This is a genomic window from Sphingomonas ginsengisoli An et al. 2013 (genome assembly GCF_009363895.1).
GTDB classification, from domain to species: Bacteria; Pseudomonadota; Alphaproteobacteria; order Sphingomonadales; family Sphingomonadaceae; genus Sphingomicrobium; species Sphingomicrobium ginsengisoli.
This window is the reverse complement of record NZ_CP045434.1, coordinates 2399102-2415470: the sequence shown is the minus strand read 5'-3', so window position 1 is coordinate 2415470 and position 16369 is coordinate 2399102. Positions and strand designations below refer to the sequence as shown.

Annotated in this window: 17 protein-coding genes; 8 read left to right on the top strand and 9 right to left on the bottom strand. The window is 68.6% G+C overall.

What is annotated here, in order from left to right:
* Positions 1-122: 122 nt before the first annotated feature.
* The gene (gene lepA / locus GCU42_RS11760) at positions 123-1943 is read right to left on the bottom strand and encodes a translation elongation factor 4 (protein WP_114227682.1); all 1821 of its coding nucleotides are present in this window, start codon (positions 1941-1943) and stop codon (positions 123-125) included.
* Positions 1944-2123: 180 nt separating this feature from the next.
* On the opposite strand from lepA, the gene GCU42_RS11755 reads away from it, so the two are divergent.
* From GCU42_RS11755 to GCU42_RS11745, 3 genes are all read left to right on the top strand, one after another.
* Positions 2124-4925, top strand: a complete 2802-nt coding sequence (locus GCU42_RS11755; protein WP_114227681.1) for a M16 family metallopeptidase — start codon at positions 2124-2126, stop codon at positions 4923-4925.
* Between the two features lie 65 nt (positions 4926-4990).
* Positions 4991-5647 carry a tetratricopeptide repeat protein gene (locus GCU42_RS11750; RefSeq protein WP_114227680.1) on the top strand — a complete coding sequence of 219 codons (657 nt, stop codon included), beginning with the start codon at positions 4991-4993 and terminating at the stop codon, positions 5645-5647.
* Positions 5648-5711: 64 nt separating this feature from the next.
* Positions 5712-5906, top strand: a complete 195-nt coding sequence (locus GCU42_RS11745; RefSeq protein ID WP_114227679.1) for a hypothetical protein — start codon at positions 5712-5714, stop codon at positions 5904-5906.
* Positions 5907-6004: 98 nt separating this feature from the next.
* On the opposite strand, the gene GCU42_RS11740 is transcribed toward GCU42_RS11745, so the two are convergent.
* From GCU42_RS11740 to purE, 4 genes are all read right to left on the bottom strand, one after another.
* Entirely contained in the window at positions 6005-6580 is a 576-nt protein-coding gene (locus GCU42_RS11740; protein WP_114227678.1) for a hypothetical protein, read from the bottom strand.
* 59 nt (positions 6581-6639) lie between these two features.
* Positions 6640-6816, bottom strand: coding sequence for a hypothetical protein (locus GCU42_RS15105; RefSeq protein WP_162789209.1), 177 nt, complete (start codon positions 6814-6816; stop codon positions 6640-6642).
* A 618-nt stretch (positions 6817-7434) separates the two neighbouring features.
* Positions 7435-8436 carry a 5-(carboxyamino)imidazole ribonucleotide synthase gene (locus tag GCU42_RS11735; RefSeq protein WP_240309472.1) on the bottom strand — a complete coding sequence of 334 codons (1002 nt, stop codon included), beginning with the start codon at positions 8434-8436 and terminating at the stop codon, positions 7435-7437.
* A 50-nt stretch (positions 8437-8486) separates the two neighbouring features.
* Positions 8487-8966: a 5-(carboxyamino)imidazole ribonucleotide mutase gene (gene purE / locus GCU42_RS11730; RefSeq protein ID WP_114227675.1), complete on the bottom strand. Its 480-nt coding sequence runs from the start codon at positions 8964-8966 to the stop codon at positions 8487-8489.
* A 123-nt stretch (positions 8967-9089) separates the two neighbouring features.
* Here purE and GCU42_RS11725 point away from each other — a divergent pair, with 123 nt between their 5' ends.
* Positions 9090-9683: a GGDEF domain-containing protein gene (locus GCU42_RS11725; RefSeq protein WP_152569567.1), complete on the top strand. Its 594-nt coding sequence runs from the start codon at positions 9090-9092 to the stop codon at positions 9681-9683.
* Between the two features lie 10 nt (positions 9684-9693).
* On the opposite strand, the gene gpmA is transcribed toward GCU42_RS11725, so the two are convergent.
* The 3 genes from gpmA to GCU42_RS11710 all read right to left on the bottom strand — a co-directional run bounded on the left by gpmA (position 9694) and on the right by GCU42_RS11710 (position 12029).
* Positions 9694-10383, bottom strand: coding sequence for a 2,3-diphosphoglycerate-dependent phosphoglycerate mutase (gene gpmA, locus GCU42_RS11720; RefSeq protein ID WP_114227673.1), 690 nt, complete (start codon positions 10381-10383; stop codon positions 9694-9696).
* A gap of 3 nt (positions 10384-10386) precedes the next feature.
* Entirely contained in the window at positions 10387-11514 is a 1128-nt protein-coding gene (locus GCU42_RS11715; protein ID WP_114227672.1) for a M14 family metallopeptidase, read from the bottom strand.
* A gap of 83 nt (positions 11515-11597) precedes the next feature.
* The gene (locus GCU42_RS11710; protein WP_152569566.1) at positions 11598-12029 is read right to left on the bottom strand and encodes a hypothetical protein; all 432 of its coding nucleotides are present in this window, start codon (positions 12027-12029) and stop codon (positions 11598-11600) included.
* 122 nt (positions 12030-12151) lie between these two features.
* On the opposite strand from GCU42_RS11710, the gene galE reads away from it, so the two are divergent.
* Complete coding sequence (galE, locus tag GCU42_RS11705) at positions 12152-13147, top strand: UDP-glucose 4-epimerase GalE (RefSeq protein WP_114227670.1); 996 nt, start codon at positions 12152-12154, stop codon at positions 13145-13147.
* On the top strand, positions 13066-14805 hold the full coding sequence (locus tag GCU42_RS11700; protein ID WP_114227669.1) for a M20/M25/M40 family metallo-hydrolase: 1740 nt from the start codon (positions 13066-13068) through the stop codon (positions 14803-14805). The genes galE and GCU42_RS11700 overlap by 82 nt, the downstream gene beginning before the upstream one ends.
* Positions 14806-14808: 3 nt before the next feature.
* Here the strand turns inward: GCU42_RS11700 and GCU42_RS11695 are convergent, their stop codons facing one another.
* Positions 14809-15564 carry a Crp/Fnr family transcriptional regulator gene (locus GCU42_RS11695; protein WP_240309440.1) on the bottom strand — a complete coding sequence of 252 codons (756 nt, stop codon included), beginning with the start codon at positions 15562-15564 and terminating at the stop codon, positions 14809-14811.
* A gap of 217 nt (positions 15565-15781) precedes the next feature.
* Here GCU42_RS11695 and GCU42_RS11690 point away from each other — a divergent pair, with 217 nt between their 5' ends.
* Together GCU42_RS11690 and ykgO are read left to right on the top strand one after the other, a co-directional pair.
* A complete protein-coding gene (locus GCU42_RS11690) occupies positions 15782-16078 on the top strand; it encodes a DUF6894 family protein (RefSeq protein ID WP_152569565.1) in 297 nt (98 codons plus the stop codon).
* Positions 16079-16170: 92 nt separating this feature from the next.
* Entirely contained in the window at positions 16171-16296 is a 126-nt protein-coding gene (gene ykgO / locus GCU42_RS11685; RefSeq protein ID WP_029941846.1) for a type B 50S ribosomal protein L36, read from the top strand.
* The last annotated feature ends 73 nt before the right edge of the window (positions 16297-16369 follow it).

Sequence of the window (16369 nt, the reverse complement as noted above, 5' to 3'; positions counted from 1 at the left end):
ATCCGTGACGTCGGTCGTGTCGTCCTCGCCCCGGTGCGGCCCGCGCGCACGCCGGCCGGAATGCGCGCTCTCTTCGCGTTGCTCCGGCGGCGCTGCGCGCCGGCGTCGCTACGCTCAGGCGCTTATTCTTCCCCCATCCTGAGCGCCGCAATGAACGCCTCCTGCGGAATGCTCACCGAGCCATATTCCCGCATCTTGGCCTTCCCCTTCTTCTGCTTCTCCAGCAGCTTCCGCTTGCGGGTGGCGTCGCCGCCGTAGCATTTGGCGGTCACGTCCTTGCGCATCGCGCTGATCGTCTCTCGCGCAATGACCTTGCCGCCGATCGCCGCCTGGATCGGGATCTTGAACAGGTGCCTGGGGATCAGCTCCTTCAACCGCTCGACCATCCCGCGGCCGCGGGCCTCGGCGGTGCCGCGGTGGACGATCATGCTGAGCGCGTCGACCGGCTCCTCGTTGACGAGGATGCTCATCTTGACGAGGTCGCCCTCGCGCGTGCCGATCTGGTGATAGTCGAAGCTCGCATAGCCCTTCGACATGCTCTTCAGCCGGTCGTAGAAATCGAACACCACTTCGTTGAGCGGCAGTTCGTAAGTGAGCTGCGCGCGCCCGCCGACGTAGGTCAAATTCTTCTGGATGCCGCGGCGGTCCTGGCAGAGCTTGAGGATGGGCCCCAGATATTCATCCGGAACATAGATGGTCGCCTCGATCCACGGCTCCTCGATGCTCTCGATCCGGTTGGGGTCGGGCATGTCGGCCGGGTTGTGGAGCTCAATCGTCTGCGCCGCCTCATTCTTCGAGTGGCTGAGGTGCATCGTGTAGACGACGCTCGGCGCGGTGGTGATGAGGTCGAGGTCGTACTCGCGGGTCAGCCGCTCCTGAATGATCTCGAGGTGGAGGAGTCCGAGGAAGCCGCAGCGGAAGCCGAAGCCGAGCGCCGCGCTGCTCTCGGTCTCGAACGAGAAGCTGGCGTCGTTGAGGCGCAGCTTGCCAAGGCTTTCGCGCAATTTGTCGAAGTCGGCGGCGTCGGTCGGGAACAGTCCGCAGAACACCACCGGCTGGACTTCCTTGAAGCCGGGGAGCGGTTCGGCGGCGGGGCGCTTGGCGTCGGTGATGGTGTCGCCGACGCGGGTCTGGGCGACTTCCTTGATCTGCGCGGTGATGAAGCCGATCTCGCCCGTCGCGAGCTCGTCCAGTTGCTCGATCTTGGGGCGGAAGCAGCCGACGCGGTCGATCAGGTGGGTCGTCCCCGCGGCCATGAACTTGACCTGCGCGCCCTTGCGGAGCGTGCCGTCGATCACCCGCACCAGGATCACCACGCCGAGGTAGGGGTCGTACCATGAGTCGACCAGCATCGCCTTCAGCGGCGCGCTGGCGTCGCCCTTGGGCGGCGGGATGCGGGTGACGATCGCCTCCAGCACCTCGTCGATCCCGATCCCGGCCTTGGCGCTGGCGAGGACGGCGTTCGACGCGTCGAGGCCGATCACTTCCTCGATCTCGGCCTTGACCTTCTCGGGCTCGGCGGCGGGGAGGTCGATCTTGTTGATGACGGGCACGATCTCGTGGTCGTGCTCGATCGACTGGTAGACGTTGGCGAGCGTCTGCGCCTCGACCCCCTGCGCGGCGTCGACCACCAGCAGCGCGCCCTCGCACGCGGCGAGGCTGCGGCTGACCTCATAAGCGAAGTCGACGTGCCCCGGCGTATCCATCAGGTTGAGCTCGTAGGTCTCCCCGTCGTTCGCCGTGTAGTTCAGCCGCACGGTCTGGGCCTTGATGGTGATCCCGCGCTCCTGCTCGATCTCCATATTGTCGAGCACCTGGCCGTGCGTCATCTCGCGCTCGGTCATCCCCCCGGTGCGCAGGATCAGCCGGTCGGCGAGCGTCGACTTGCCGTGGTCGATATGGGCGATGATCGAAAAGTTGCGGATATGGGAAAGCGCGGTCACGCGGGCGGTTCTTCTGCAAGCTGAAGGGAATTGGCGCGTCCGCTAGCAGAGCGGTGGCGCGCTGTCATGCACCGCCGCCGGTCGAAGCGGCCGCGCCGTTGGTCGATGGCGCTTGCGTGGCCCGCCCCGACGCCTAGCATCCGCGCGCTTATTTCTCAGCGTTCGTGGAGCCTGCCCAACATGACCCTGCCCCGTCTCGCCCTGTTCCTGGCCAGCACCGCCGCGCTCACCGCGCCGGCCTTCGCGCAGCCCGCCGCGAGCAGCGCCGCCGCCCCGGTCAGCAGCCTCGTCGCCCAGGTCCGCATCCCCAACAGCGTGTTCAAGCTCGCCAACGGCCTCACCGTCGTCGTCCACGAGGACCGCAAGGCGCCGATCGTCGCGGTCAGCACGTGGTATAATGTCGGCTCCAAGGATGAGCCCAAGGGCAAGACCGGCTACGCCCATTTGTTCGAGCATCTGATGTTCAACGGGTCGGAGAACCTGCCCGGCGACTATTTCACCTATCTCCAGCAGGTCGGCGGCACCGACTATAACGGCACCACCTTCTTCGACCGCACCAACTATTTCGAAACCGTCCCGCGCGGCGCGCTCGAGCGGGCGTTGTTCATGGAAAGCGACCGCATGGGCTATCTTCTTGGCGCGCTGACGCAGGAGAAGCTCGATAACCAGCGCGGCGTCGTTCAGAACGAGAAGCGCCAGGGCGACAACCGCCCGGGCGGGCTCGTCTTCTACGAGGTGCTCGACAACCTCTTCCCCGCCGGCCACCCCTATCACCACAGCACGATCGGCTCGATGGCAGACCTCGACGCCGCCAGCCTGGCCGACGTCCAGAACTGGTTCCGCGACAAGTACGGGCCCAACAATGCGGTGCTCGTTCTCGCCGGCGACATCAACGCCGCCGAGGCGCGCCCGCTGGTCGAGAAATATTTTGGCGCGATCAAGCGCGGTCCGGTCAACACGCCGGCGGCGGCCGCGGTCCCTGCGGCCAACGGCAAGACCATCGTCATGAAGGACCGCATCGCGGCGACCCAGATCCAGCGCTACTGGGCGGTCCCCGGGATGCTCGGCAAGGACGCTCCGGCGCTCGACCTCGGCGGCTCGGTCCTCGGCGGCCTCGCCTCCTCGCGGCTCGACCAGGCGCTGGTCCGCAACGAGAAGCTCGCGGTCGGCGTGTCGGCCTCGAACAGCAGCTTCCAGCGCGTCGGCTTCTTCAGCGTCACCGCGGTGGTCGCCCCCGGGGTCGACCCGGCGCGGGTCGAGAAGCGCCTCGACGAACTGATGGCCGACTACATCAAGCACGGCCCGACCCAGGCCGAGCTACGCCGCGCCGCGACTCAGGAAGTCGCCGGCCGGATCCGCGGGCTCGAGCAGGTCGGCGGCTTCGGCGGCAAGGCCGTCGCGCTCGCCGAAGGCCAGGTCTATGCGGGCAACAGCAATTTCTACAAGCGCAACCTCGACGAGCTGGCGGCGGTCACCCCGGCGCAGGTTCGCACCGTCTTCGGCCGCTGGCTGACCCGCCCGCCGCTCAAGATCCGGCTCGAGCCGGGTGACCGTCCGCCCTATCAGGAAGCCGCGGTCCGCCCGCAGGGCACCGCCCCCAAGGAAGGCACCCCGCCGCCCTCGACCAAGCGCGCCATCCCGCCGCTGGCGACCCTCGCGCAATTGAACTTCCCGGCGGTCGAGCGCACCCAGCTCGGCAACGGCATCAAGATCACCTACGCCCGGCGCACCGCGGTGCCGCTGACCCAGATGGCGCTGTCGTTCGACGCCGGCGACGCCTCCGACGCGCCCACCCAGCGCGGCCTCAGCGACTTCACCCTCGGGCTGCTCGAGGAGGGCGCCGGCGGCCTCACCTCGCAGCAGATCGCCGAGCGCCAGGAAGAGCTGGGCGCCGAGATCGGGGCCAGCTCGGGCGCCGACCGCAGCAACGTTACCTTGTCCGCGCTCAGCGCCAACCTCGCCCCCTCGCTCGACCTGCTCGAGAAAGTGGTCGAGCAGCCGACCTTCGCTCCATCGGAGATCGAACGCGTCCGCACCCAGACGCTGACCGGCATCGCCCAGGCGCAGAAGGACCCCAACGGCATCGCCTCGCGCGCGCTGCCGGCGCTGCTCTACGGCGCCTCGCACCCCTATGGCGGCCCCCCGGGCGGCGACATCGCGGCGGTCAAGGGTTTCAGCCAGGCCGACCTCAAGACCTACCAGCAGCGCTGGCTGCGGCCCGACAATGCCGAGATCTTCGTCGTCTCGGACCGCCCGCTGGCCGAACTGAAGCCCTTGCTCGAGCAGCGCTTCGGCAGCTGGGCTGCCCCAGCCTCGCCCAAGGGCGTCAAGACCTTCACCGCCCCGCCGGCGCGGCCCAGGGCCTCGCGGATCGTGCTGATCGATCGCCCGGGCTCGCCCCAGTCGGTGATCATCGGCGCCCAGCTCACCCCGGTCGACCCGCGCGGCAACATCATCCCCGTCAGCGCGGCGAGCGAGGTGCTCGGCGGCAACTTCCTCTCGCGGATCAACATGGACCTGCGCGAGACCAAGGGCTGGAGCTATGGCGTCAGCGGCAACTTCGGCTTCAGCCAGCACGCCGCGCCCTACATCGTCAGCGCGCCCGTCCAGGCCGACCGCACCGGCGACAGCATCGCCGCCTTGAACAGCAACATCACCGACCTGCTCGGGGCCAAGGGCGTCACCGGCGAGGAGCTGACCCGGCTCGTCGCCAACAACGTCAACGCCCTGCCCGGCCGCTACGAGACCAGCGCCGCGGTGCTCGGCGCGCTGATGAGCAATTCGCTCTACGGCCGCCCCGACGACTATCAGGTCCAGCTCGCCGGCAAGTACCGCGCCCTCGCCGCCCCTCAGCTCGACGCCGCGCTCAAGGGGGCGGTCGATCCCAACGGCTTCGTCTGGGTGGTGGTCGGCGACGCCGCCAAGGTCCGCCCCCAACTCGACAAGCTCGGCCTCCCGGTGGAGGTCGCGCAGGCCCGCTGAGCCTGGATCGCCCCTTGCCCGAAAGCTTAACCTGCGGCAGCTTTCGGGCAACAGGGAGGTCGGCGATGAACAAGGTGATTCTGGCGGCGGCGCTGCTGCTCGGCGGCGCGACGGGCGCGCTCGCGCAGCCCCAGCCGCCAAGCGAGCTCGAGAGGGCGCGGACCCTCATCGACCAGCATCAGCCCGCGCAGGCGCTCGCGCTGCTCGACCCGCTCGTCGCCAAGGCGATCGCCGACGAGGCCAAGGACCCCAAGGCGCCCTGCCCGCGCTATGCGGTGGCGATGATCCAGCGGATGATGCCTGCCAACGTCACCGTGACGCTGCCCAACGACTTTTGCGACGTGATGCTTGCAAGGGGCTATGCGCTGACCGAGCTCAAGCGCACCGCCGAGGCCGAGCAGATGCTCGCCACGCTGGTCGGCCACGATCCGCAGAACCCGCAATATCTCATCGAATATGCCTTCGCGGTCCGCTCCAACGGCGGCAACGAGCGTGCGCTCGACCTCTACCGCCAGGCCCAGCAGCTCGGCACCAAGGTCGCCGACAAGCGCCTGAGCCGGCACGTCCAGGCGGTCGCCCTGCGCGGCCAGGGCTTCACCTTGTCCGACCTCGGCCGGTGGCACGAGGCGGTAAGCGCCTACAAGCAGAGCCAGCGCTTCGAGCCCGACGACGCCATCGCCGCGCACGAGCTCCAGTGGATCGCCCAGAACCGCCCCCACTGACCCGGGCTGAAACAGTTCGCACAAGCGCCGTCGACTTGGCCCTAGGCCGTGTTAGCCCCACGGGATGAGCTTCAAGATCGAACGCCGCCAGACCCCCGACGTCCCCCGCCCCGAGCACGGCCAGCGCCGTGGCGACAAGCTCGCCGCTCTAGCCCTCGCCCGCGCCGACGCCCCCGCCTGGTGGCAACACGCCCTCCCGCTATGGACGGCGGCAGCGCTCATCGGCGCGCTAGTCGGCGTGCTCCTGCTACGGCGCTAGTGGCTCGGAAGGTTTGCGCCGGGTGGAAAGCGGACACTCCGGGCTCGCAAATCAAGCCCCTTGATCAGTTTCCTGTCCGAGCCTCGCGGCGGCCAGCCTTAGCCGATCGCCTGACCGTAGAAATTATCGATGGCGATGGCCGCGATCATCAGGATCAGCAGCTTGTGCAGCCATTCGCGGCGACTGAAAATCATGATGGCGGCGGCCGCCATCGTCAGGATGTTTCCCCACCACTGTTCAAGAAAGCTGATGACGGTCACGCCCTGCTCCGTCGTCCGCGGGGCAAAGACGAGGAAGATCGCGGCATAGGCGAGCAGCATCAGGCTCCAGAAATAGCGCGCCTGCATCCAGTAATGACCACGAAGATCGACGGTCCCTCGCGGCAACGAGTCCGGGAGGATAGCCGCGGCCATGAGGAAGACGAGGATTCGGATCATCACGTCGGGAAAGAATGCGGCAATCGTCAGTGAGCGCTCGTCGCTGTAGATGCTGAAGTCGACCCAGTAAGATTCGAGCAACATTGCCAGGACGAAGGCGGCCAGGACGAGTACCGGCCAATACCAGCGCACCCGCGCGCGGGCGGTCATCAGACGGTGAAAGCTGGTGGCAAGATCGCCGACGGCGAGAGCAACGATAATGGCCAGAAACACGGTAACATGCGACGCAACGGTCATGGCGATCCCTTGCTAGGCGTGGCTGGCGCGTGGCCGGGGGCACAAGGAGCGGACCGTACTCACGGCTGTGACATCCGCTCGCGGCGGAACGCCACCCAGCCTTCCCGGATGCCCGTTCCCAGAATCGCTCCCCCGACGGCGGGCCAGATGCTGTCGACCGTCAGCCACCACCGCAGGAGGAAGGTGATGCCACCAGCGAGCGCGGCCACCGCAAGCACGTCGAAAATCCTGCGCATGAGGCCATTGTGCGTTGCGCGTCCAATGTCCGCAATGGGTGGAAAGCGGACGTTGCGTAGCCTAGTGACCGGCTTATGTGGCAGGTTCTAGTTACCGGCGCTCTCTCTCTTACCACGGCAGCAAGGGAGCAGCCGCCCAGTGATCGTGCGATGCCGCGCTTTGCTCTTCTCGAAGAAGGTGGCGGTTTGGGTATCGAAAGCCATAACTCCACCTCGTTCCTCTTAAGCGGAGTAGGGGCAAATGCCCACTGGTTTGCCGAGGCCTACGACGAGGAAAGCAATTGGTGCGGTCGTAAAATCGCAGGTAAGTGCGAGGCGACGACCTTGAAGTTTCATCGATACATCGACGGGAACGACTGCCCGGCACTTCGGAGTGAGATGAGCCAGCTTCCGCAGGTCAGGTCGCAGGAGCGCAACGCTTCGCACCCAATCGTGTCCGACACGCCGCTGTTGTCCCTGATTTCATACGAGGGGAGGGGCATGCGAACGGAGCGCCTTGCCGAGTATGTCGGGCCACTGGCGAGCTGGTGGCGCAAAGCTCAAGGTCGCCTCACCTCCTGCTGGACCGACACTCGGCCTCCGCCCCTCTAATGTCCGCAACGGGTCGAAATTGGAGCCTCACCGCACCCGCGTGACATGCCCCATCTTGCGCCCGGGCCGGGCGTCGCCCTTGCCGTAGAGGTGGACGCTCGCGCCGGGCTCGGCGACCAGGTCGGGCCAGCGCGCCACCTCGTCGCCGATCAGATTGTCCATCGTCGCTCCGCTGCCCCTGAGCGCGGTGCTGCCGAGCGGGAGGCCGCAGATCGCGCGGATGTGCTGCTCGAACTGCGAGGTGGCGGCGCCCTCGATCGTCCAGTGGCCGCTGTTGTGGACCCGCGGCGCGATCTCGTTGACCACCGGGCCGTCGGCGCAGGCGAAAAACTCGACCGTCAGCACCCCGACATGGCCGAGCGCGTCGGCGATGGCGCGGGCCATCGGCTCGGCGGCGGCGAGGTGCGGCGCGACCAGCGGGCCGGCCGGCACGGTCGAGGTGCGCAGGATGCCGCCCTCATGATCGTTGCGCGGAGCCGGGAAGATCGCGCTGCCACCATCGAGCCCGCGCGCGACGATCAGCGAGAATTCGGCGGCGAAGCTCATCCCCGCCTCGGCCACCGCCGGCTGTGCGCCGATCGCGGCCCACGCCGCGGCGGCATCGGCGGGGGAGCGGACCCACGCCTGGCCCTTGCCGTCATAGCCATAGCGGCGGGTCTTGAGCACCAAGGGGCAGCCGAGCGCGGCGACCGCCGCCTCGACGTCGCTTAGGCTCTCGACCGCGCGCCACGGGGCGACGCGGCCGCCGGTGCTTTCGATGAATTGCTTTTCCGCCGCGCGGTCCTGCGCGACGCCGAGCGAGCGGGTGCCCGGGCGCAACTTGTCGCCCAACCCCTCGAGCGGTCCGACGCTCAAATTCTCGAACTCGTAGGTGACGACGTCGCAGGCCGCCGCGAAGCGCTCGAGCGCCGCGCGGTCGTCATACTCGGCGCGGGTGAAGTCGGCGGCGACGTCGGCCGCGCACGGCCGCTCGTGCGGATCGAAGATGTGGGTGCGATAGCCGAGCTGCGCCGCCGCCACGCTCAGCATCCGGCCAAGCTGGCCGCCGCCGACGATGCCGATGGTCGCGCCCGGCCGGATCACTCGGGGCTCTCGGCCACCGCTTCCGTTTGCGCCGCGCGCCACGCCTCGAGCCGCTCGGCGAGGGCGTCGTCGCTCAAGCTGAGGATCGCCGCCGCCAGCAGGCCGGCGTTGATCGCGCCGGGCTTGCCGATCGCCAGCGTGCCGACCGGCACCCCGCCGGGCATCTGGACGATGCTCAGCAGGCTGTCGACGCCCGCCAGCGCCTGGCTCTTCACCGGCACGCCGAGCACCGGCAGGCTGGTCATCGCCGCCGCCATGCCGGGCAGGTGCGCCGCCCCGCCCGCGCCGGCGATGATCACCTTGAGCCCGCGCCCGCGCGCCTTTTTCGCATAATCGTAGAGCCGATCGGGCGTCCGATGGGCTGACACCACCGTAACTTCGTGGGAGACGCCCAGCGCCTCGAGCGTTTGGGCGGCATGGCGCATCGTGTCCCAGTCGGACCGACTGCCCATGATGATGCCCACCGCCGCGCTCATCAGCGGCCTTTAGGAAGGAGTGTCCCGCGGCGCAACGCCCGGGACGGACGAGACGTGATTGGGACTCTGCAACCGCAGGAAACTGCGCTATTATTCATGTTCCCTTGGCTGGGGGCCAATTGAGTGGCTGACGTGCTGAATGTCGAGCGGAGCGGCATGGCCGCTGATCGCGCGGAGCTGATCGAGGAGATCGGCCGCCTGCGGGGTGAGGTCGCGCGGCTCGAGGCCAGGATCGAGGACCTCGACCAGCTCGCCCACCACGACAGCCTGGTGCCCCTGCTCAACCGCCGTGGTTTCACCCGCCAGCTCGAGAAATTGATCGACCGCACCAACCGCTACGGCGACGGCGGGGCGATCCTGTTCATCGACGTCGACGGGCTGAAGAACGTCAACGACAGCTTCGGCCACCACGCCGGCGACGCCGCGCTGGTCCACCTCGCGCAGCTATTGATCGGCGACGTCCGCCAAAGCGACTTCGTGGCGCGCTTCGGCGGGGACGAGTTCGCGGTCCTGCTCGAACGCGCCGACAGCGACCAGGCCGCCGAGACCGCCAGCCGCCTCGCCGACCGCATCGCCGGGAGCGAGTTCCGCTGCGACGACCAGCTCATCCCGTTGAGCGCGGCGATCGGCATCGCGATGATCGAGCGCGGCGACTGCGCCGAAGCCGTCCTCATCCGCGCCGACCGCGCGATGTACGAGGACAAGGCCGCGGCCTGAGCGTCGGCGCTTAGCGCTCGCTCAGATAAAACCGGTCCTTCACCGCCAGATCGTCGCCCAGCTCGTAGACGATCGGCTGCCCGGTCGGGATTTCGAGCCCGACGATGTCGGCGTCGCTGATCCCCGATAATTGTTTCTCGAGCGCGCGCAGCGAGTTGCCGTGGGCGGCGACGATCACCCGCTCGCCGCGCTTGAGCGACGGCGCGATCTCGGCCTCGTAATAAGGCAGGACGCGGGCGATCGTGTCCTTGAGACTCTCGGTCGCGGGCACGGTCACGCCGGCGTAGCGGCGGTCGTCTTGCAGCGCGGCATAGGGACTGTCGCGCTCGAGCGGCGGCGGCGGGACGTCGAAGCTGCGCCGCCAGATCTTGACCTGCTCCTCGCCGACCTTGGCGACCGTCTCGGCCTTGTTGAGCCCGGTCAGCCCGCCGTAGTGGCGCTCATTGAGGCGCCAGTCCTTGGTCACCGGGAGCCACAGCCGCTCCATCCGCTCGAGCACCAGGTTGAGCGTCTTGATCGCCCGCCGCTGGACCGAGGTGAAGCAACGGTCGAAGTCATAGCCCTTGGCCGCCAGCAGCGCGCCCGCCGCGCTCGCCTCGGCGACGCCGGCCTCGGTCAGGTCGACGTCCCACCAGCCGGTGAAGCGGTTTTCGAGGTTCCACTGCGACTGGCCGTGGCGGAGCAGGACGAGCGTCGGCATGCGTCAGGCCCGGATGTCGGGGAGCATGGCGTGGAGCGCTGCCAGGCAATGGTGGGCGAGGAACTTCGAGCGCTCCGGGCTCCACCCATAGAGCGGATCGGGCAGGTCGAAATTGTCCTTGAACGGCATTTCCAGCGTCATCGACAGGCAGCCGTAGCGCTCGGCGAGCTGGGTCGTCGACATGCTCATATTGGCCTGGCCCGGCGCCGGGATCTCATAGCCCTGCTGGGTCTGGAAATCGGGGCACAGCCGCTCGAGCGTGTCGCTATATTGCTTGAACAGCCGCGTCTGCCGCTCGGTCAGCGAGGGGATGCCCTCGAAGCCGGCGAGGAAGTTGGCGGGGATCGCCTCGTCGCCGTGGATGTCCATCGCGAATTCGGGCGGGTTCTGGTCCATCGCGTTGCGGACGCACAGCACCTCGGGGCTCTTCTCCGCGCTCGGCGCGTGCCACTCGCGGTTGAGGTTGGTGCCCGCGGCGTTGGTGCGGAGGTGCCCGCGCTTCGAGCCGTCGGGATTCATATTGGGCACGAGGTGGAAGGTCACCGCCTTGCGCAGCGCGCGGGCGACGGGATCGTCGGGATCGGCGAGCTTCTCGAGCGCGCCTTCCATGAACCATTCGGCCATGCTCTCGCCGGGATGCTGGCGGGCATAGATCCACGCGGTCAGCGGCCCCTCGCCGATCGTCAGGCAGTCGATGTCCTGCCCGTCGAGGCTCTTGCCGAGGCTGCGGTAGCTGATCCCCTCGAACTGCGCGAAGCTGCTGACCAGGTCGTGGTGCCGCTCCATCGAGTAAGGCGCGAAATAGGCCAGCCAGACGAGATCGCTCTCGGGGATCAGGCGGATCGTCAGCACGCCGTCGGCGAAGCTGGTCCCCTCGGCCAACAGCCATTCCTCGCGGTCGTAGCTGACCCGCGCCTTATAGTCGGGCCAGCCGTTGGGGTAGGCGCTGCCCGCGCAATTGGTGATGCGCAGCGTGACGTCCTGGCCCGCGGCGCCGGCGAGGCGGAAATGGAACCACTGGTAGAAGTCGCTCAGGTGATCGGCGACGATCTCCAGGTCGAAGGTCGCGCCGTCCTGCTTCACGACCCGGATGTTGCCGGAATCGAACGCGCTCGAAATCGTGATGGACATGAACCTCAACCGGTGAATGGAAAGACGCGGGCCTGATAGTCAGCCCCGCCGGTTGAGGAAAGCCCGTCGTTCCGCGCCCCCCGTCAGGCCTTGCGCAGGTGCGCCGGATTCTCAGGGTCGACCAGCACGTTCACATCGTCGCCGTAGCGGAGATCGTAGAATTCGGGGTCGCCGCCGTCGAAGTGCAATTCGCCCGAGCCGGTCTGGCCGTCGGCGCGGGTGTACATCACCGCCACCGTCGCCTCGCCCTCGACCTTCTTGCTGTGCTTGGTGCGGACCTTGTCCCACTCGGCGACGTCGGCGCACTCGCCGGTGTAGTGGCGTTCCTTCGACGCATCGAGCTGTTTCCCCGGCTCGCGCGGGTCGTCGACCGGGGTGCGGCTGGTCTCGATGATCTCGCAGGCGCGGTCGATCCGCGTGATGCTTCCCTTGGCGGGCACCCAGTTCGGGCCGCAGCCACTCAAGCACCCCGCCGCGGCCGCCACCAGCGCCGCGCTCCCCAACCGCACTGACATCGCTTCGTCCCCCTTCCGAACGAAGCCCCGCGCTACACCCGCGCCGGTTACCAACGGGTTTCGTTGCCCGCGGTGAAGCGGGGATTGGCAAGTTCCGCCCGCCTCCGCTAGCGACGGCAGCCATGACCTCTCCCACCGTTCTCGTCACCGGCGGCGCCGGCTACATCGGCAGTCACGCCGTCCTTGCCTTGCACGACATGGGCTGGCCGGTAGCGGTGATCGACGACCTTTCGAACGGGCGGCGCGAGGTAGTGCCCGAGGGCGTGCCCTTCCTCCAGGCCGATGTCGCCGACAAGCCCGCGCTCGAGGGCTATCTGCGCGAGCAGCAGATCGGCGCGATCATGCATTTCGCGGGCTCGATCGTGGTCCCCGAGAGCGTCACCAACCCGCTCAAATATTATCGCAACAACACCGTCGCCTCGCACAGCCTGATCGAGAGCGCGGTCGCCTGCGGCATCCGCCACATCCTCTTCTCCTCGACCGCCGCCACCTATGGCGCGCCCGAGAAGGTCCCGGTCGACGAGGAGGACCCCAAGCTCCCGATCAACCCCTATGGCTCGTCCAAGCTGATGACCGAGGTGATGCTACGCGACTGCTCGGCGGCGCACGGCTTCAACTATGGCGCGCTGCGCTACTTCAACGTCGCCGGCGCCGACCCGCAGGGCCGCTCGGGCCAGGCGAGCAAGGGCGCGACCCACCTCCTCAAGGTCGCCTGCGAGGCCGCCATCGGCAAGCGCAGCCACGTCGACGTGTTCGGCACCGATTACCCGACCCCCGACGGCACCTGCATCCGCGACTATATCCACGTCTCCGACCTCGCCGACGCGCACGTCGCGGCGCTGAAGGCGCTGATCGCCAACCCGGACGAGAACCTCACCATGAACTGCGGCTACGGCCGCGGCTTCTCGGTGCTCGAGATGCTCGATGCCTTGGACAAGGTGAACGGCGCCCCGGTCGAGCGGCGGATGGGGCCGCGCCGCGCGGGCGATCCGCCGCAATTGGTCGCTTCCAACCGCCGCCTCGTCGAACGGCTCGGGTGGAGCCCCAGGCACGACGCCATCGAGCACATCATCGGCACCGCGCTCGCCTTCGAGCGGCGGCTCGCCGGCCAGGAGTAGCCCCCATCCGTTTCACGCTCGCGTTCGCGCCGCTCGCCGCCCTCGCCCTGCTCGCCGCCGCGCCGGCCCCGGCGCCCGCACCCGCGCCCGCGCCAGCCGCGGTCTCGCCCGAGCTCGCCGCCGCCGCCAACCGCGTCCGGGCCCATGTCGAGTTCCTCGCCGACGACCTGCTCGAAGGCCGCGCCACCGGCGCGCGGGGGCATGAGATCGCCGCCCGCTACGTCGCCGCCCAGTTCCGCGCGCTCGGCCTCCAGCCCGGCGGCGCCGACGGCGGCTGGTTCCAGCGCGTGCCGCTCCGCCGCGCGGCGCATGACGGCAATCCGGTGGTCAGCCTGACCAGCGGCGGCAAGGTCGCCCGGCTGGCGTGGGGCACCGACGTCGCCCTCCGCCCCAGCCTGACCGAGAAGCAGCGAAAGTTCACCGCGCCGCTGGTGTTCGCCGGCTACGGCCTTAGCGATCCGGCGCTCGGCCAGGACGACTTCAAGGGCCTCGACGTCGCCGGCAAGACGGTGGTCGTGCTCGAGGGCACCCCGCCCGGCATGGACACCGAGGTCGCCGCCCACCTCTCGTCGGTGAAAGCGCAGATGGCCGCCCGCGCCGGCGCCGTCGGGCTGATCGAGATCGGGCGCACCGGCAGCAGCAGCCGGCTCGGCCAATATGCGCGCGGTTCGGCGACCGACTGGGTCGATGCGAGCGGCGAGGCGGGCAGCACCCCCAAGGGCCTGCGCCTGCGGATGGCGGTCTCCAACGCCGCCGCCGCCCAGCTCTTCGCCGGCGCCCCCAAGACGCTCGAGCAGGTCCGCGCCGAGGCCGCGCGCGGCGGCAAGGGTCCCGCCGGTTTCGCGCTTCCGGGCACCCTCGGGGTCGAGGCCAACAGCCGCTGGGAGGACTTCACCAGCCCCGAGGTGATCGCCCTGCTCCCCGGCACCGACCGCAGCCTCAAGACCGAATATGTCGTGCTGATGGGCCACCTCGACCACCTCGGGATCAGGAAGGACGCCAAGCCCGGCGAGGACGCCATCTACAATGGCGCGCTCGACAATGGCGCCGGGGTCGCGACCATGCTCGAGGCCGCGCGCGAGTTCGTCGCCTCGGGCAAGCCGCCGCGCCGCTCGGTGCTGTTCATCGCCAACACCGGCGAGGAACTGGGCCTGCTCGGCGCCGATTATTGGGCGGCGCACCCGACCGTGCCGCTCGGCCAGGTCGCGGCGGCGGTCGACCTCGACATGCCGCTCCCCCTTTACCCCTTCGTCGACGTGATCGCCTTCGGCGCGCCGCACAACACGGTCGCGAAAACCGTCGCCGCCGCCGCCGGCAGCATGGGGGTCAAGGTCTCGCCCGACCCGATGCCCGAGCAGTCGATCTTCGTCCGCTCCGACCATTACACGCTCGCCAAGCGCGGCGTCCCCGCCATCCTGCTGGCGACCGGCTTCGGCGGGCGCGGCAAGGGCGTGTGGGACGATTTCTTCGCGACCCGCTACCACCAGGTCCGCGACGATCTCACCCAGGCGATCGAGTGGGACCAGCTCGCCCGCTACGCCGAATTGAACTACCGCATCTCGCGCGACCTTGCCGACACCGGCCAGCGTCCGCGCTGGTATGCCGACAGCTATTTCGGCAAGGCCTTCGCGCCCGATCAGCCCAAGGCCGCGCGCTAGGCGCTACTGCAGCGCGGGCTCGTTCAGGCGCAGGTGGAGGTAGGTCGGGTCGAAGTCGCCCGCCGCCGCCAGCGCGCGCCAGTCGCCGATCCAGATCGCGCGCGGATTGGGCCGGCGGATCAGTTCCTCCTGCTCGAGCAGCTTCAAACTGCGGTTGACGTGGACGGGAGTCAGCCCGGTCGCGTCGGCGATCTGCTCCTGCGTCATCGGCAACTCGTAATGCGTGTCACTGGCGAGCCCCGCCACCCGCAGCCGCACCGCGAACTCGCACAATAGGTGCGCGATCCGGGTCCGCGCGTCGCGCCGCCCGACGTTGGCTATCCACTCGCGGAACAGCGAGGCATCGACCAGCGTGTCGAGCCACATCGCCCGCGCCACCCGCGGCCGGTCGAGGGTCAGCTGGATCACCGCCTCGCGCGGGATCATCGCAACCCGCCCGGCGGTCAGCATCTGGACGCTGTGATCGGCGACCTCGAGCAGCGAGTTCTGCAGGTCGACCGCCTCGCCCTTCATGTGGATGCCGACGATCTGGCGCTCCCCGCTGGCGACCAGCTTGGAGCGGATCGAATAGCCGCGCAGCATCACGCAGGTGGTGCGCGGCGGCTCACCCTCACGGATCAGGAACTGGCCGCGCTCCATCGCCTCGATGGTGCACGGCAGCCGCAGCACCGCGGCGCGGTCGTCATCGTCGAGCGGAGAGCGGTAGGCGAGCTTCGTCACCAGCGGCCCGAGCGTCGACGAACTGGTTTGATCCTGCACCGGCCTGACCCCGCAACCGCGCCCTGTTGACCGCCGCGGCCGGGCAGCGTTCGTCCGCGGGCATGCGGGCGGGCCTAGCTGGCGGCGGACGGCGGCTCCCTAACCCAAGTTGGTTTGTCTCAAACCCGGACCAAGGACTACCTAACCCATGCTAAACGCCGGAACCATTCGAGCGTTGCGGCGCTGACTTGGACCATCGGCCAGGATGTGCCGGCCGGTGCCTGAAAGTCTGGTCGTGCCGCGTTTCTTTTTTCATCTCGTCGATGACATCGACGCCTTGCTCGACCGCGACGGTCAGGAGGTCGCCGCCCACGACATCCCGCAAACCGCGCTCAAGGCTGCGCGCGACTGCATGGCGGGCGACGTCCAGGAGGGTCGCCTCGACCTCGGCTACAGCATCGAGGTGCATGACGAGGCGGGGCACCTGATCCACAGCCAGCCGTTCGGCGATTCGGTCGAGATCGTCCGCCAGGACGCCCCCGCCCAGCCGCCGCTCCGGCCCCGCTCACCTTGACTCTCGCCTAGCCCTCCCATAAGCGCCCCGACCGAAGCCCGTCAGGGCGTCAGCTGACAATCTAGACTAAAGAGAAACGGGCAGACCCGGCCATGAAGATTCGCAACTCGCTCAAGTCGCTCAAGGACCGTCACCGGGATTGCCGCGTGATCCGTCGCCGCGGCCGCACCTACGTCATCAACAAGACGAACCGCCGGTTTAAGGCGCGTCAGGGCTAAGCATCCGGGGGATGCTTAGCCGGCGCGCCCGGCAAGGCTAAGCTGCTCGGCGGGGCCACGTGTCCCGCTTCGG

Excerpts from the sequence above, each read along its gene's own strand:
- GCU42_RS11755 (WP_114227681.1), top strand. The coding sequence starts at position 2,124 with ATGACCCTGCCCCGTCTCGCCCTGTTCCTGGCCAGCACCGCCGCGCTC.
- GCU42_RS11750 (WP_114227680.1), top strand. The coding sequence starts at position 4,991 with ATGAACAAGGTGATTCTGGCGGCGGCGCTGCTGCTCGGCGGCGCGACG.
- GCU42_RS11745 (WP_114227679.1), top strand. The coding sequence starts at position 5,712 with ATGAGCTTCAAGATCGAACGCCGCCAGACCCCCGACGTCCCCCGCCCC.
- GCU42_RS11740 (WP_114227678.1), bottom strand. The coding sequence starts at position 6,580 with ATGACCGTTGCGTCGCATGTTACCGTGTTTCTGGCCATTATCGTTGCT.
- GCU42_RS15105 (WP_162789209.1), bottom strand. The coding sequence starts at position 6,816 with ATGCGCAGGATTTTCGACGTGCTTGCGGTGGCCGCGCTCGCTGGTGGC.
- GCU42_RS11735 (WP_240309472.1), bottom strand. The coding sequence starts at position 8,436 with ATGCTGAGCGTGGCGGCGGCGCAGCTCGGCTATCGCACCCACATCTTC.
- purE (WP_114227675.1), bottom strand. The coding sequence starts at position 8,966 with ATGAGCGCGGCGGTGGGCATCATCATGGGCAGTCGGTCCGACTGGGAC.
- gpmA (WP_114227673.1), bottom strand. The coding sequence starts at position 10,383 with ATGCCGACGCTCGTCCTGCTCCGCCACGGCCAGTCGCAGTGGAACCTC.
- GCU42_RS11715 (WP_114227672.1), bottom strand. The coding sequence starts at position 11,514 with ATGTCCATCACGATTTCGAGCGCGTTCGATTCCGGCAACATCCGGGTC.
- GCU42_RS11710 (WP_152569566.1), bottom strand. The coding sequence starts at position 12,029 with ATGTCAGTGCGGTTGGGGAGCGCGGCGCTGGTGGCGGCCGCGGCGGGG.
- galE (WP_114227670.1), top strand. The coding sequence starts at position 12,152 with ATGACCTCTCCCACCGTTCTCGTCACCGGCGGCGCCGGCTACATCGGC.
- ykgO (WP_029941846.1), top strand. The coding sequence starts at position 16,171 with ATGAAGATTCGCAACTCGCTCAAGTCGCTCAAGGACCGTCACCGGGAT.